The sequence below is a fragment of the Streptomyces sp. NPDC052225 genome, assembly GCF_040679615.1.
Classification (GTDB): Bacteria; Actinomycetota; Actinomycetes; order Streptomycetales; family Streptomycetaceae; genus Streptomyces.
Map to the genome: position 1 here is coordinate 245233 of NZ_JBFAVD010000009.1, position 15566 is coordinate 260798.

At 70.0% G+C, this 15566-nt stretch carries 14 protein-coding genes; 4 read left to right on the forward strand and 10 right to left on the reverse strand.

Going from position 1 to position 15566, the window contains the following annotated elements:
* Positions 1–68 precede the first annotated feature (68 nt).
* On the reverse strand, positions 69–1430 hold the full coding sequence (gene pafA, locus AB0L37_RS16645; RefSeq protein ID WP_026246688.1) for a Pup--protein ligase: 1362 nt from the start codon (positions 1428–1430) through the stop codon (positions 69–71).
* A gap of 9 nt (positions 1431–1439) precedes the next feature.
* Positions 1440–2702 carry an MFS transporter gene (locus AB0L37_RS16650; RefSeq protein ID WP_365505055.1) on the reverse strand — a complete coding sequence of 421 codons (1263 nt, stop codon included), beginning with the start codon at positions 2700–2702 and terminating at the stop codon, positions 1440–1442.
* A 140-nt stretch (positions 2703–2842) separates the two neighbouring features.
* On the opposite strand from AB0L37_RS16650, the gene AB0L37_RS16655 reads away from it, so the two are divergent.
* On the forward strand, positions 2843–3883 hold the full coding sequence (locus AB0L37_RS16655; RefSeq protein ID WP_365505057.1) for a LacI family DNA-binding transcriptional regulator: 1041 nt from the start codon (positions 2843–2845) through the stop codon (positions 3881–3883).
* Between the two features lie 60 nt (positions 3884–3943).
* Here AB0L37_RS16655 and prcA read toward each other — a convergent pair whose 3' ends face one another.
* The 5 genes from prcA to arc form a co-directional block, all read right to left on the reverse strand.
* The gene (gene prcA, locus AB0L37_RS16660; RefSeq protein WP_365505059.1) at positions 3944–4696 is read right to left on the reverse strand and encodes a proteasome subunit alpha; all 753 of its coding nucleotides are present in this window, start codon (positions 4694–4696) and stop codon (positions 3944–3946) included.
* 61 nt (positions 4697–4757) lie between these two features.
* Complete coding sequence (gene prcB / locus AB0L37_RS16665) at positions 4758–5603, reverse strand: proteasome subunit beta (RefSeq protein WP_365505061.1); 846 nt, start codon at positions 5601–5603, stop codon at positions 4758–4760.
* A gap of 135 nt (positions 5604–5738) precedes the next feature.
* Entirely contained in the window at positions 5739–5957 is a 219-nt protein-coding gene (locus AB0L37_RS16670) for a ubiquitin-like protein Pup (protein WP_037739193.1), read from the reverse strand.
* A 131-nt stretch (positions 5958–6088) separates the two neighbouring features.
* The gene (gene dop / locus AB0L37_RS16675; RefSeq protein WP_365505063.1) at positions 6089–7600 is read right to left on the reverse strand and encodes a depupylase/deamidase Dop; all 1512 of its coding nucleotides are present in this window, start codon (positions 7598–7600) and stop codon (positions 6089–6091) included.
* 268 nt (positions 7601–7868) lie between these two features.
* The gene (gene arc / locus AB0L37_RS16680) at positions 7869–9635 is read right to left on the reverse strand and encodes a proteasome ATPase (protein ID WP_365505065.1); all 1767 of its coding nucleotides are present in this window, start codon (positions 9633–9635) and stop codon (positions 7869–7871) included.
* 264 nt (positions 9636–9899) lie between these two features.
* Here arc and AB0L37_RS16685 point away from each other — a divergent pair, with 264 nt between their 5' ends.
* Positions 9900–10214 carry a ferredoxin gene (locus tag AB0L37_RS16685; protein ID WP_365505067.1) on the forward strand — a complete coding sequence of 105 codons (315 nt, stop codon included), beginning with the start codon at positions 9900–9902 and terminating at the stop codon, positions 10212–10214.
* A gap of 73 nt (positions 10215–10287) precedes the next feature.
* On the opposite strand, the gene AB0L37_RS16690 is transcribed toward AB0L37_RS16685, so the two are convergent.
* From AB0L37_RS16690 to AB0L37_RS16700, 3 genes are all read right to left on the reverse strand, one after another.
* Positions 10288–10863: a hypothetical protein gene (locus tag AB0L37_RS16690; protein WP_365505069.1), complete on the reverse strand. Its 576-nt coding sequence runs from the start codon at positions 10861–10863 to the stop codon at positions 10288–10290.
* A 203-nt stretch (positions 10864–11066) separates the two neighbouring features.
* Positions 11067–11972 (reverse strand): tRNA (adenine-N1)-methyltransferase, encoded by a 906-nt coding sequence (locus AB0L37_RS16695; RefSeq protein ID WP_365505071.1) that lies wholly within the window; start codon positions 11970–11972, stop codon positions 11067–11069.
* A gap of 46 nt (positions 11973–12018) precedes the next feature.
* Positions 12019–13491: a site-2 protease family protein gene (locus tag AB0L37_RS16700; protein ID WP_365505073.1), complete on the reverse strand. Its 1473-nt coding sequence runs from the start codon at positions 13489–13491 to the stop codon at positions 12019–12021.
* 178 nt (positions 13492–13669) lie between these two features.
* Between AB0L37_RS16700 and AB0L37_RS16705 the strand changes: the two genes are divergently transcribed.
* Both AB0L37_RS16705 and AB0L37_RS16710 read left to right on the forward strand, forming a co-directional pair.
* Positions 13670–14596, forward strand: coding sequence for a RecB family exonuclease (locus tag AB0L37_RS16705; protein ID WP_365505075.1), 927 nt, complete (start codon positions 13670–13672; stop codon positions 14594–14596).
* A gap of 143 nt (positions 14597–14739) precedes the next feature.
* Positions 14740–15411, forward strand: coding sequence for a response regulator transcription factor (locus AB0L37_RS16710; protein ID WP_338694715.1), 672 nt, complete (start codon positions 14740–14742; stop codon positions 15409–15411).
* The last annotated feature ends 155 nt before the right edge of the window (positions 15412–15566 follow it).

Genomic DNA, 15566 nt, shown 5'->3' on the forward strand with positions numbered 1-15566 from the left:
AAGGACAGCCCAAGGGCCCCGTACGAATGATTCGTACGGGGCCCTCGGCGGGATGGACGGGCGGTCGGTCACATGCCGGCGATCAGCTTCTCCACTCGGTCGTCCACGCTGCGGAACGGGTCCTTGCACAGCACCGTGCGCTGCGCCTGGTCGTTCAGCTTCAGGTGCACCCAGTCGACCGTGAAGTCACGGCGCTGCTCCTGGGCGCGGCGGATGAAGTCGCCGCGCAGCCGCGCGCGCGTGGTCTGCGGCGGCACGGACTTGCCCTCGAAGATCTTGAGGTCGTTGCAGATCCGGGTGGCCTGGCCCTTCTTCTCCAGGAGGTAGTAGAGGCCCCGGCGGCGGTGGATGTCGTGGTAGGCGAGGTCTATCTGCGCGACCCGCGGATGCGACATCGTCATGTTGTGCTTGGCCCGGTACCGCTCGATGAGCTTGTACTTCATGACCCAGTCGATCTCGGTGCCGATGCGGTCGAGGTCCTCGGCCTCGATGGCGTCGAGCGTGCGGCCCCACAGCTCCAGGACCTGGTCGACGGTGCCGGTGCGGATGCCCCGGCGCTCCACGAAGTCGACGGCCTTCTCGTAGTACTCGCGCTGCACCTCGAGCGCGGAGGCCTCGCGGCCGCTGGCCAGACGCACCTTGCGGCGGCCCGTGATGTCGTGGCTGACCTCGCGGATGGCCCGGATCGGGTTCTCCAGGGTCAGGTCGCGCATCACCGTGCCCGCCTCGATCATGCGCAGCACCAGGTCGGTGGCGCCGACCTTGAGGAGCATGGTCGTCTCGGACATGTTCGAGTCGCCGACGATGACGTGCAGGCGCCGGTAGCGCTCGGCGTCGGCGTGCGGCTCGTCGCGGGTGTTGATGATCGGCCGGGAGCGGGTCGTCGCGGAGCTGACGCCCTCCCAGATGTGCTCGGCGCGCTGGCTCACGCAGTACACGGCGCCGCGCGGAGTCTGCAGCACCTTGCCCGCGCCGCACAGCAGCTGACGGGTCACCAGGAAGGGGATGAGGATGTCCGCGAGCCGCGAGAACTCCCCGTGCCGCGCCACCAGGTAATTCTCATGGCAGCCGTAGGAGTTTCCCGCCGAGTCGGTGTTGTTCTTGAACAGATAGACGTCGCCTGCGATTCCCTCCTCGTGCAGGCGGCGTTCGGCGTCGACGAGCAGGCCTTCCAGAATGCGCTCGCCGGCCTTGTCGTGGGTGACCAGCTCGGTCACGTTGTCGCATTCCGGTGTTGCGTATTCCGGATGCGAACCCACGTCAAGATAAAGGCGGGCGCCGTTCCGCAGAAAGACATTGCTGCTGCGGCCCCATGACACGACACGGCGGAAGAGGTACCGCGCCACCTCGTCAGGAGACAGGCGGCGCTGTCCCCTGAACGTGCATGTGACGCCGTACTCGTTCTCCAGCCCGAAAATGCGGCGGTCCATGACTGAACATTACGCCCGATCCCCCGAGCTGAAACGGGGTTCGACAGCACGGTTTGGATCATTTTCCGATGAGAGCGCGACACGCCCGGACGTGCGCGGCTCCGTCAGGACCCGGCCCGTGGCGAGGAGTACGGCCAGCGCGACCGCCCCCGTGGCGGCCGGCACCGCGAAGCCCCATCGCGTGCCGCCCCACTCGACGACCGGGCCCGCCACGGCCGTTCCGACGCTGGCGCCGACCGTGAACGTCGTCACGAGCCAGGAGAACGCCTCCGTCACCGTGCCCTGCGGCGCGTGCCGGTCCACGACGATGAACGCGCACGCGATGCACGGCGCGAGGAAGACCCCGGCGACCGCGGTGAGCGCCACCATGGCGACCGGTCCCGGCATCAGCGTCAACGGCACGTAGAAGAGCGCCAGTAGGGCCACCAGCCACCGAAGTCGCGCCTCCGGGGCACCACTCCACTGCCGCGCCCCGTACACGCTGCCGCCCACGAGCGCGCCCAGGCCGAGCGCCGCCATCATCCAGCCGTAGGTCGCGTCGCCGCCGTTGCCGTCGTCGGCGTACGCGACCCCGGCCACGGTGATCGAACCGAGCGCGAGCCCGATGAACAAGAACGCCGCCAGCAGGACGAGCAGCCCGGGCGAGCGCAGCGCGCCCAGCCAGTGCGCCTCGCGCGGCGCCGAACGCCACTCCCGGGACGGCTTCGACACCACGACCGAGAGCGCGCCGAGCACCCCGATCACGTTCAGGACGACGAGCGCCGCCTGCGCCGACCAGAGCGAGACGCACACGGTCACCAGCAACGGCCCTACGGTGAACATGACTTCCTGCGCGATCGCGTCCATGGCGTACGCGGTGTGCACCTGCTCCTCGCGGGGCAGCACCTTCGGCCACAGGGCGCGCAGACCGCCTTCGAGCGGCGGTGTGAACAGGCCCGCGGCGGCCACGGCTCCGTACGCCAGCGGCAGCGAGTCCGTCCCGGCGAGCGCGAACACGGTCATGGCGAGCGCCGACAGGAGCGCCGCGGGCAGCTGCACCTTCGGCTGGCCGCGCAGGTCGACGAGGCGGCCGAGCACGGGCTGCCCGATCGCGTTCGCCACCCCGTATGCCGCCGCGAGCCCGCCGGCGAGGCTGTAGGTGCCGCCCTCGTCCCGGATGAAAAGCACGATGGCGATCGCCGCCGTCGCGTTGGGCAGCCTGCCCACCAGCGTCCCCGTGAGCAGCCGCATCGCATGCCGCGCCCTCAGGATCTCCGCATACCCCGCGGCCATCGCCCCGCCTCACCCTCACGTTTTACGTATAACGTCGCGGGGTTATACGTACCACGTACGCGGCGCCGGGAGCCACCCGATAACGTCGATCACCCCTGGACACGGCGCCGCCGGCCAGGACGAGACCCACGGAGGCAGCAGTGACCAGCGGTACGGACGGGACGGCGACCGCACGCCCCACCAGCCGGGACGTGGCCCGCGCCGCGGGCGTCTCGCAGGCCGCCGTCTCCCTCGTCATGGGCGACAAGTGGCGCGGCCGGGTCGCGCCCGCGACCGCCGAGCGGGTCCGTGCCGCCGCGCAGCAGCTCGGCTACCGCCCCAACCTGGCCGCCCGCAACCTCCGCCTGGGCCGCACCCGCACCGCCCTCCTCGTCGTCCCCGCGCTCACCAACGAGTTCTTCGCGGGCGTCTACACCGGGGCCGCCCGCGTCGCCGCGCGGCACGACTTCGGCGTCGTCCTCTACCCGTCCCCCGACGGCGTCGGCCCGGCCCGCGACCCGTTCCCCTCGGCGCGCGCCGCCCTGGACGGGATCCTGGCCTCCTCGATGGCCGCCGACGCGGTGACCACCCTGCGCGGCGACGATCTGCCCCTCGTCATGCTCGACAGCGACCCGGCGGGCAGCCTCGGCGCCACCACCGTCAACCTCGACCTCGCCGACGGCATCCGGCAGATCACCGACCACCTGCTCGGCTTCGGCCACCGCCACTTCCTGCACCTCGCCTCGGCGGTCAGCTCCTGGACCTTCGACGTCCGCGCCCAGGAGCTGGCCGCCCGCACGGCCCGGGTCCCCGGCACGACCATCCGCACGGTCCGCTCCGCCCTCACCGTCGAGGACGCCCTGGCGGCCACCGAGCGGGCCCTGCGCACCTCCGGCCTCACCCCGCCCACGGCCATCGTCTGCGACGACGACAAGCTCGCCACAGGCGCCTACAAGGCCGCCCGCCGGATGGGCCTGCGCATCCCCGACGACCTCTCCGTCACCGGTTTCGACGACCTCTCCCTCGCCACCGCCATCGAGCCCGAACTCACCACGGTGCGCCTGCCCGCCGAGGAGTTCGGCGGGCGCGGCATGGCGGCACTCATCGCCGTCCTGGAGGGCCGCGCCCCCGAAACCGCCCCGCTCCCGGTCACGTTGATGGTCCGCGGCTCGTCGGGGCCGCCGCCGCGCACCGAGTCCTGACATGCGTGTGCCCCGGCCGGTTGATGAACCGGCCGGGGCACACGCACGACGAATCGAGCCCTACTCCTCGTCGGAGACCGCGTCGGAAGCCGCCTTCGAGACCTCCGCGGCGCCCTCGGCCGTGAGCAGCCGCGACAACTGCCGCCCCGCGATCCGCTTGAACTTCCGCTGCTGCGGCCGCGTACGGTCCAGGACCGCCACCTCGAGACGCTCCGCGGGGATCTCCCGCTCGCTCCCGTTCGTGTCGCGCGACAGCGACTGCACCGCCAGCTTCAAGGCCTCGGACAGCGTCATGCCGTCCCGGTGCCGCTGGTCCAGGTAACCGCTGATCTGCTCGGCGTTGCCGCCGACGGCCACCGAACCGTGCTCGTCGACGATCGACCCGTCGTGCGGCAGCCGGTAGATCTGGTCGCCCTCGGGCGACTCACCGACCTCCGCCACGACGAGCTCCACCTCGTACGGCTTCTCGCCGGCGCTGGAGAAGATCGTGCCCAGCGTCTGTGCGTACACGTTCGCCAGACCACGCGCGGTCACGTCGTCACGGTCGTACGTGTAGCCCCGCAGATCGGCGTAACGGACGCCGCCGATACGGAGGTTCTCGTACTCGTTGTACTTGCCGGCGGCCGCGAAGCCGATGCGGTCGTAGATCTCGCTGAACTTGTGAAGTGCACGGGACGGGTTCTCGCCGACGAACACGATGCCGTCGGCGTACTGCAGCACAACCAGACTGCGACCGCGGGCGATGCCCTTGCGCGCGTACTCCGCGCGGTCGGCCATCGCCTGCTGGGGTGAGACATAGAACGGCGTCGACACCGGCTATCCGTCCCTTTCTGTCAGTAACGCGTCAGTGAGGAAAGAAGAGCGAACTACCGGCTCACAGCAGAGCGGCCCGCGGGCCGTCCGGCTGGTCCATACGCCGGTCGAGGATCGAGCGCGCGATCGCGGACGACTCCTCGTCCGTCAGCCGACGGAACCCGTCTTCCGTGATCACCGTGACGATCGGGAAGATCCGGCGTGCCATGTCCGGGCCGCCCGTCGCCGAGTCGTCGTCCGCGGCGTCGTACAGCGCCTGCACGACCAGCGTCGTCGCCTCATCCTCCGACAGATCCGCGCGGTAGAGCTTCTTCATCGCCCCGCGCGCGAACACCGAGCCGGAACCGGTCGCGGCGTACCCCGTCTCCTCGCTGCGCCCGCCCGTGACGTCGTACGAGAAGATCCGGCCCTTCTCGCGATCGACGTCGTACCCGGCGAACAGCGGCACAACGGCCAGGCCCTGCATGGCCATTCCGAGGTTCGACCGGATCATCGTCGAGAGCCGGTTGGCCTTGCCCTCCAGCGACAGCTGAGCGCCTTCCACCTTCTCGAAGTGCTCCAGCTCCAGCTGGAAGAGCTTGACCATCTCGACGGCCAGACCGGCGGTGCCGGCGATGCCGACGGCCGAGTACTCGTCCGCCGGGAAGACCTTCTCGATGTCGCGCTGCGCGATGACATTGCCCATCGTGGCCCGCCGGTCGCCGGCGAGCACCACGCCGCCGGGGAACGTGACGGAGACGATGGTCGTGCCGTGCGGCGCCTCGATGACGCCCTGCGTCGGCGGCAACTGCCGGTTGCCCGGCAGCATTTCGGGCTGGTGCTCGGAGAGGAAGTCCATGAAGGAGGACGACCCGGGCGTCAGGAAGGCTGCCGGCAGACGCCCGGTGCTACGAGGGTTGGCTTCCACGCGTTTCCTTCCACGTAAATGCAGTTGAAGCACAGTACGTCAGGGACCCTACCCGTCTGCGGGGAGTGATCCACATGCGCCGCCGGGGCTTTGAGGAAGCGGCCCCGGCGGCGCCGTGAGTGCGCGCGGTGCCCGCTATTGCCCGCCTTTTTGCACAAACGACCGCACGAAGTCCTCCGCGTTCTCCTCGAGGACGTCGTCGATCTCGTCCAGAACCGAGTCGACATCGTCGCTCAGCTTCTCCTGGCGCTCCTTGAGGTCGTCGGTCGCCTGCGCGTCCTGCGCCTGCTCCTCTACCTCCTCGGTGGAACGCGTCGCCTTCTGCTGTCCGCCGCCGGTGTCCTTGGTCGCCATCTGAGCTCACCCCGCTCGGTTCGAGATTCAGGTCGATCGTGATCAGAACCCTACAAGTCGGCTCTGACATCGGCCCCGCACTTCGTTCAACGCACGGGACCCACCTCTGTGATTCCCCTTTGCCCGGGTTTTCAGGCGCCGGACAGGACCCGGACCAGATCCTCGGCCGTACGGCACCGGTCGAGAAGCTCCTTCACGTGATTACGCGTTCCGCGAAGGGGTTCGAGGGTGGGGACCCGCTGGAGCGAGTCCCGGCCGGGCAGGTCGAAGATGACCGAGTCCCAGGAGGCCGCGGCGACGTCGTCCGCGTACTGCTCCAGGCAGCGGCCGCGGAAGTACGCCCTGGTGTCCTCCGGAGGCTTCGTACGGGCCCGCTCGACCTCGTCCTCGGCCAGGAGGCGCTTCATCTTGCCGCGGGCCACGAGACGGTTGTACAGGCCCTTCTCGGCCCGCACGTCGGCGTACTGGAGGTCGAGGAGATGCAGCTTCGCCGCGTCCCAGTCGAGGTTGTCGCGGCGCCGGTAGCCCTCCATGAGCTCCCGCTTGGTGACCCAGTCCAGCTCGCCGGACAGGCTCATGGGATCGGTCTCCAGGCGGCCGAGGACGTCCTCCCAGCGGGTCAGGACGTCCTTGGTCTGCTCGTCGGCGTCGGCGCCGAAGCGCTCCTCGACGTACTTCCTGGCCAGCTCGAAGTACTCCATCTGGAGCTGGACCGCGGTCAGCGTCCGGCCGCTACGGAGCGTGATCAGGCGCTGGAGCGTCGGGTCGTGGGAGACCTGGTGCAGGGTGCGCACCGGCTGGTCCACGGCCAGGTCGACGGCGATGAACCCGTCCTCGATCATGGAAAGGACGAGGGAGGTCGTGCCGAGCTTGAGGTAGGTCGAGATCTCGGAGAGGTTCGCGTCACCGATGATCACGTGCAGGCGGCGGTACTTCTCCGCGTCCGAGTGCGGCTCGTCCCGGGTGTTGATGATCGGGCGCTTGAGGGTGGTCTCCAGGCCGACCTCGACCTCGAAGTAGTCCGCGCGCTGGCTGAGCTGGAAGCCGTGCTCGTGCCCGTCCTGGCCGATGCCGACGCGGCCTGCTCCGGTGACGACCTGGCGCGACACGAAGAAGGGCGTGAGGTGGCGCACGATGTCCGAGAACGGGGTCTCCCGCTTCATCAGGTAGTTCTCGTGCGTGCCGTAGGAGGCGCCCTTGTTGTCGGTGTTGTTCTTGTAGAGGTGGATCGGCTGGGCGCCGGGCAGCTGGGCCGCGCGCTCGGCGGCCTCCGCCATGATGCGCTCGCCGGCCTTGTCCCACAGGACGGCGTCCCGGGGGTTGGTGATCTCCGGGGAGCTGTACTCGGGGTGTGCGTGGTCGACGTAGAGGCGCGCACCGTTGGTCAGGATGACGTTGGCCAGGCCGATGTCCTCGTCGGTCAGCTGGCTGGAGTCGGCGGCCTCCCGGGCGAGGTCGAAGCCCCGGGCGTCGCGCAGCGGGTTCTCCTCCTCGAAGTCCCAGCGGGCCCTGCGGGCCCGGTGCATCGCCGCCGCGTAGGCGTTGACGATCTGGGACGAGGTGAGCATGGCATTGGCATTGGGGTGGCCGGGGACGGAGATCCCGTATTCCGTCTCGATGCCCATTACTCGCCGTACGGTCATGCGGCCCTCCTTGCCCGGCGGCGCCCTCGGTCGGGGGCGGCGCTCAAGTACCGCTGGTTCTCCGGTGCGTGTGCGGTGCCCGTCCCCGCAACGCGCGACTCGGCGGCATGGAAGAGCCTAGAACGCCTTTGCGCTGGTGGGGAGATCATTTGCGTCATTGCTTCGCTCCGACGTCGAGCATCTGGTCGCGTGGTCGTTCCCTGTGACTGGCCCGGAAAAACAGTCGGCTGCGGGTACCCGATACGGGCACCCGCAGCCACCCTGTCTTTTACAGGTACTGACCCGTGTTCGCCACCGTGTCGATGGAGCGTCCGGTGTCCGCGCCCTGCTTTCCGGTGACAAGGGTGCGGATGTAGACGATCCGCTCGCCCTTCTTTCCGGAGATGCGGGCCCAGTCGTCCGGGTTGGTGGTGTTCGGCAGGTCCTCGTTCTCCTTGAACTCGTCGATGCAAGCCTGGAGGAGGTGAGAGACCCTGAGACCCTTCTGGTTCTGCTCGAGGAAGGCCTTGATGGCCATCTTCTTGGCGCGTCCGACGATGTTCTCGATCATGGCGCCGGAGTTGAAGTCCTTGAAGTACAGGACTTCCTTGTCGCCATTGGCGTACGTGACTTCCAGGAAGCGGTTTTCCTCGGATTCCGCATACATGTGCTCAACAGCGGTCTGGATCATGTTGTGAACCGTGGCCGCCCGGTCGCTGCCGTGCTCGCCGAGGTCGTCGGCGTGCAGCGGGAGACGCTGGGTGAGGTACTTGCCGAAGATGTCCTTGGCCGCTTCGGCGTCCGGACGCTCGATCTTGATCTTCACGTCGAGTCGGCCGGGCCGCAGGATGGCAGGGTCGATCATGTCCTCACGGTTCGAGGCACCGATCACCACCACGTTCTGCAAGCCCTCCACACCGTCGATCTCGGCGAGCAGCTGCGGGACGATGGTGTTCTCCACGTCCGAGCTGACACCGGAGCCACGGGTGCGGAACAGGGACTCCATCTCGTCGAAGAAGACGATGACGGGGGTGCCCTCGGAGGCCTTCTCACGAGCACGCTGGAAGACGAGGCGGATCTGCCGCTCGGTCTCACCGACGTACTTGTTGAGCAGCTCGGGACCCTTGATGTTGAGGAAGAAGCTCTTGCCCTGGCCCTGTCCGGTCACCTCGGCGACCTTCTTGGCAAGGGAGTTGGCGACTGCCTTGGCGATCAGGGTCTTACCGCATCCGGGAGGCCCGTACAGCAGGACGCCCTTCGGCGGCCGCAGTTCGTGCTCCCGGTACAGGTCCGGGTAGAGGTAGGGGAGCTCGACCGCGTCCCGGATCAGCTCGATCTGGTTGCCCAGGCCGCCGATCTGGTCGTAGCCGATGTCCGGGACCTCTTCGAGGACCAGCTCCTCCACTTCACTCTTCGGAACGACTTCGTAGACGTAGCCGGAACGGGGTTCGAGAAGCAGGGCGTCGCCGGGGCGGATGACGACGTCGAGCAGCGGTTCGGCGAGCCGGACCACCCTCTCCTCGTCGGTGTGCCCGGTCACGAGGGCGCGCTCGCCGTCCTCGAGGATCTCCTTGAGGGTGACGATGTCGCCGACGCTCTCGAACTCCATGGCCTCGACCACGTTGAGCGCTTCGTTGAGCATTACTTCCTGGCCGCGCCGGAGCTCTTCGAGCTCGACGCTGGGGCTCACGTTCACCCGGAGCTTGCGGCCGCCGGTGAAGATGTCGGCGGTGCCGTCCTCGTTCGCCGTGAGGAAGACTCCGAAGCCGGCCGGCGGCTGTGCGAGCCGGTCGACTTCCTCCTTGAGGGCCACGATCTGGTCGCGGGCCTCGCGGAGTGTGTTCGCAAGCCGTTCGTTCTGGGCGGACACGCCGGCCAGGTTGGTCTGCAACTCGACGATCCGCTCTTCGAGAATCCTCGTATGACGCGGAGAGTCGGCGAGCTTGCGCCGCAGGACGGCGATTTCCTGCTCGAGATAGGCAATCTGCCCGGCCGGGTCGTCGGACCCTCGTCCCGGGCGGATGCCGCGGTTGATGTCGTCGTCGTGGGCTGCCACGGTCCTCACCTCCTCCAAGGGGAGCTGGACGCTTCCAGACCCTACCTGGGCGGGTGTCGATTGAAACCCCTAGATCACAAAGACGGTCGGGGTGTGTCCGATCTTCACCCTTGCGCTCTCCCTCACGCCAGGTGAATACCCACCCAACAACATCGGAAAGCGGCCGGTTGTAGGGTCGAAGTGTTCAACACCCGTCAGGCCCGGCCCGACTTGCTCCGCTGAAGTCGGAATTCGAGGGCCACGACGAAGGAAACGGCAGGAGACATGAGCGTGCAGCAAGAGGCCGGATCCGGCACCGCGACCGGCGTTCCGCTGGAGGTGTGGATCGACCAGGACCTGTGCACCGGGGACGGCATCTGCGCCCAGTACGCGCCCGAGGTCTTCGAGCTGGACATCGACGGTCTCGCGTACGTGAAGAGCGCGGACGACGAGCTGCTCCAGGCGCCGGGGGCCTCAACGCCCGTACCGCTTCCGCTTCTCACGGATGTGGTGGCGTCGGCGAAGGAGTGCCCGGGCGACTGCATCCACGTACGGCGGGTTTCGGACAGCGTCGAGGTGTACGGGCCCGACGCGGAGTGAGCGGACGGTAGCCGTACGCCGAAGGGCCCTGTGCGCCGGTGCGAGACCGGTGCACAGGGCCCTTCGCGTCGGCTCAGACGCTGCGCGCCTCGGAGGGCGTGGAGCGGACGAACGACCCGTTCTTCCACTGCCACTTGGCCTTGTCATGAACGTCCGGCTGGTAGCGCGGCACGTCGGGCGACGAGTAGCCGTCGAGGTTCGCGGTGACGGCCTTGTCGGCCACGGCGAGGCCGGTCACCGTGAAGCCGTCCTTCGGGTCGACGAGCGTGGCGACGATCCGCGGCTTGGCCCCCGCGGGCTGCGTGAGGACGTACACGCCGTTGGGCGGGGTGCCGGAGCCGGCGTCGCAGCGGACGACGGCGACCGTCTCGGGTCTTCCGTCGCCGTCGAGGTCGCCGGAGGCCTTCTTCTGCACGAGGACCTTCACAGGCCCGCAGTTCAGCGGGAAGTGGACCGCGGCCGGGTCCGGCGGGGCGACGGTCGCGGCGTGGGCGGTGACCGGCTTGGAGTCGGCCTGGGCCGCGGTGGCGGAGTCCGGCTGGAGGACGCCGGAGGCCGCGACGACGGCGGCGACGGCTGCCGCGGTGGCCAGCCAGTGGACGGGGCGGGTGGTGGTGTGCGCCAGTTCCGGAACGGCGGGTTGCTGCACTAGGAGCGTCTCCTGTGAGGGCTGTGCCGGTGGGGGTGGCCAGCATCGTGCCATACGTCACAGGACAGTGGAACGGCGGGGTCCGGAGTTTGTGCGGAGGTGTGCGCCAACGTCACGGCGCCGCCGCCGAGTTCCCGTGCACGGCGGGGAACTCGGCGGCGGCGCCGATGCGTTGTGCCGTTGTACGTCGATGCTGTGGCGGGTCAGCGGCCGCGGTTGCCGCCGTCCGCGTTCGGGCCGTCGTAGTCCTCGCCGTAGGCGCCCTTGGAGGGGCGGCGGCGGCGCATGGGCGGCTCGACGCCGTCCGCGAGGCGGCGGGCGGTGAGCAGGAAGCCGGTGTGGCCGATCATCCGGTGGTCGGGGCGGACGGCGAGGCCCTCCACGTGCCAGTTGCGGATCATCGACTCCCAGGAGGTCGGCTCGTTGAAGCAGCCGATCTCGCGGATGGACTCGACGGTGCGGGCGAGCTGCGTGGTGGTGGCCACGTAGCAGCACAGGATGCCGCCGGGGACGAGCGCCTTCTTGACGACGTCCAGGCACTCCCAGGGGGCCAGCATGTCGAGGATGACGCGGTCGACGTCGGTGTCGGCCAGGTTGTCCTGGAGGTCGCCGACGGTGAGCTGCCAGGCGGGGTGCGGGCCGCCGAAGTAGCGCTCCACGTTGCCCTTGGCGATCTCGGCGAAGTCCTCGCGGCGCTCGTACGAGTGCAGCATGCCCTCGTCGCCGATGGCGCGCAGCAGGAAGCTGCTGAGGGAGCCGGAGCCCACGCCCGCTTCGACGACGCGCGCGCCGGGGAAGATGTCGGCGAAGGCCAGGATCTGCCCCGCGTCCTTGGGGTAGACCACGGCGGCACCGCGGGGCATGGACAGGACGTAGTCGGGGAGCAGGGGGCGCAGCGCGAGGTAGGCGACGTTTCCGGTGGTGCGGACAACGCTGCCCTCGGGAGCGCCGATCAGCTCGTCGTGCGGGAAGGAACCCTTGTGGGTGTGGAAGTTCTTTCCCTCTTCGAGCGTGAACGTGTAGTGGCGGCCCTTGGGGTCGGTCAGCTGAACCTGGTCCCCGACCTTGAAGGGCCCGCGTCGGCGGGCGGCACCGGTCGGTTCGGACATGTGAACAGACTACCGGGCGCGGCGCGGGCCGCCGACCACGGCGGCGCTACGAAGGCCTGGCCATCGCCTTGACGAAGGCGCGCTCCACGTCGGCCGCGGAGAGGACGCCGTAGATCGCGCCGTTCTCCTCGACCACCAGGTACTCGGTCGCCGGGGTCGCGCGCAGGGTGTCGAGGAGGTCCTCGCCCGCGAGCTCGGCGGAGACGCGCATGCCGTCCGTGAGGTCCTGGGCGAGGCCGCTGACCGGGACCCAGGGGCGGCGGTGCTCGGGGACGCCGACGATGGCGGCCTCGCGGACCAGGGAGCGGGGTTCGCCGTCGGTGTCGACGACGACGAGGGCGCGGGCGCCCGCCTCGTTGGCCCGGCGCAGCGCTTCGGAGAGCGGGGTGGCCGGCTCGATGGGGACGGCGCGGCGGGTGAGGGTGCGGGCGCGCAGCTCGGGGAGGTGTTCGCGCAGCCGCGCCATCCGCAGGCTGTTGCCGGCGCCGGTCCAGATGATCGCGGCGAGGATGGCGGCCAGGAGCGCGTCCATGACGGTGTCCATGCCGCCGGTGTCCTCCGCGCTCGCGCCGAGGGCGCCGGACTGGGTGAGCAGCGGGAGCCCGATGAGGACGGTGACGGCGAGGGCGCGGCCGACCCAGGCGGCGGCGATGGTGCCGCTCATGGGCTTGCCGGTGATCTTCCAGACGACGGCGCGGAGCATCCGGCCGCCGTCCAGGGGCAGGCCCGGCAGGAGGTTGAAGGCGGCGACGATGAGGTTCGAGACCATCAGCCCCGCGAGCAGGACCCCCGGGACCGTGCCCGGCTCGACGGCCATCATGCCGAGGTAGAAGAGGCCCGCGAGGACGAGCGAGAGCAGCGGGCCGACGAACGCGAGGACGAACTCGCGGCCCGGCGTCTCGGACTCCTTCTCGATCTCGGAGACGCCGCCGAAGAACTGCAGCTGGATCCGGCGGACCGGGAGCTTGAAGCGCAGGGCGGCGACGGTGTGGGCCAGTTCGTGGACGAGTACGGAGGCGTAGAACGCGACGGCGAAGAAGAGGGAGACCAGGTAGCGGGCCGCGCCGAGCTCGGGCAGCACGCGGTCGAGCTGGCCGCCGAACACCCAGGTGATCAGGGCGGCGACGAGGAACCAGCTGGGCGCGACGTACACGGGCACGCCGAACGGGCGCCCCATGAGCAGTCCGCCCCGGGGCTCCGGGGGTTTCGCCGGCCCCTTGCGCCTGCCGGAGGTGGCGGCCGCGCGCTCGGGGTGGGTGTCGTGGGGCCGGGGGCCGGGGGCCGCTTCGGGCTCGGGGGCGGGCGGCCGCGGCGCTCCGGCCTCGGCGGCGGGGTTCTCGGGGGCCTGGTCCTCCTGAGCGCCGTCCTCCGTGGAGGGTTTGCCCTCGTCCGTCCCCTGGTCCGATGCCGCCCGGTGCTCCCCCGTGGCGGACGCCACGGCCGGCCGGGAGCGTGCGGTCTCCTCCGCGGGCGGCGTCGCCTCGCCGGTGCCGGACTGCGGCTGCCCGCTCTCGTCCACGGTGATCCCTCGGTCCCCTCGTTCGAGCGTCTCCCGCCGCAGGGCGGGACGTTCTGGCGTCGATGGTATGCGGACAGTGTCCGGCGGCCCCCGGCGACTCCCCCGGGGCCACGCTACGCAAGACGCCCAGGACGCGCAGGTGCCTGACTGTCAGTGCCGGGCCGTATCGTCGTGTGACATGGAGACCAGTACCGAGACGGGCCCGGAGAGCGGCCCCGAGAGCGGCCCCGAGAGCGGCGTGGGGAGCGGCCCCGAGCGGGTCGTCACCGCCGTCGCGCCGACGTCGCTCTCGCCGTCGCGCGCGAGCGATTTCATGCAGTGCCCGTTGCTGTACCGGTTCCGGGTGATCGACAAGCTGCCGGAGAAGCCGAGCGAGGCGGCGACGCGGGGCACGCTGGTGCACGCGGTACTGGAGAGACTCTTCGACGCTCCCGCCGAGGAGCGGACCGCGCCGCGGGCCAAGTCGCTGATCCCGGGCCAGTGGGACCGGTTGCGCGAGTCCCGTCCTGAGCTGGGCGAGCTGTTCGCCGAAGCCGACGAGGAGGCCGCGGGCGAGCGGATGACGCGCTGGCTCGGCGAGGCGGAGCGCCTGGTCGAGCGGTGGTTCACGCTCGAGGATCCGACGCGCCTCGAACCCGCCGAGCGGGAGCTCTTCGTCGAGGCCGAGCTGGACTCCGGTCTCAAGCTGCGCGGGATCATCGACCGGGTCGACGTGGCGCCCACGGGCGAGGTCCGCATCGTCGACTACAAGACGGGCAAGGCGCCGCGGCCCGAGTACGCCGAGGGCGCGCTGTTCCAGATGAAGTTCTACGCCCTCGTGGTGTGGCGCCTGAAGGGTGTCGTGCCGCGGCGGCTCCAGCTGGTCTACCTCGGCAGCGGGGACGTGATCACGTACGACCCGGTGATCGCGGACCTGGAGCGCGTCGAGCGCAAGCTGCACGCCCTGTGGGAGGCGATCCGGCTCGCGACCGAGTCCGGTGAGTGGCGCCCGCGGCCGACGAAGCTGTGCGGCTGGTGCGACCACCAGGCCGTCTGCCCGGAGTTCGGCGGCACTCCCCCGCCCTACCCGTTGCAGATCGGGGCGCCCGAGTCGGCCGGGTCCTAGGCACCGTCCGGGGATCCTGTCGCGGACGCGGGGTCCGGCACGCACACCAGCACAGAGCAGCGCGGGCCGCCCGAGGCGCGACCCGATCCGCCGGACAATCCCTGGCAGGGCAGAATGGGGCCGGACTACCGAAGGAGACTTTCGTGGCCATCCGCGTCCTACTGGTCGACGACCAGCCGCTGCTGCGTACCGGCTTCCGCATGATCCTGGAGGCCGAGCAGGACATCGCGGTCGTCGGCGAGGCCGGAGACGGCTTGCAGGCGCTCGATCAAGTCCGGGCTCTGCAGCCCGATGTGGTGCTCATGGACATCCGGATGCCCCGGATGGACGGGGTCGAGGCGACCCGGCAGATCACCGGGCCCGAGCGGGACGGTCCGGCGAAGGTGCTCGTCCTGACCACCTTCGACCTCGACGAGTACGTCGTGGAGGCGCTGCGCGCGGGGGCCAGCGGCTTCCTGCTCAAGGACGCCCCCGCCAATGAACTGGTGCAGGCGATCCGGGTCGTGGCCGCCGGCGAGGCGATGCTCGCGCCGAGCATCACCCGCCGCCTGCTCGACAAGTACGCGGACCACCTGCCGTCGGGCGAGGAGCCGGTGCCGGACACCCTTCACACGCTCACCGAGCGGGAGGTCGAGGTCCTCAAGCTGGTCGCGCGCGGTCTGTCGAACGCGGAGATCGCGGCCGATCTCTTCGTGAGTGAGACGACCGTGAAGACCCATGTCGGCCATGTGCTCACGAAGTTGGGGCTGCGCGACCGGGTGCAGGCGGCCGTGTACGCGTACGAGAGCGGTCTGGTGCGTCCCGGCGCCCAGTGACCGGCGCTCGCGCACCGGAACTCACGCACACGTGGAAGGCGGGGGGCCCCCCACGGTGGGCGGCGCCGTGCGCGGTGAGGGGGTGCAGCGCCCCGGGCGGGTGTGCCCGGAGCCGCAGACGGGCGAGGGCGCGAGGGGGTGGTGGGGGGCGGAGG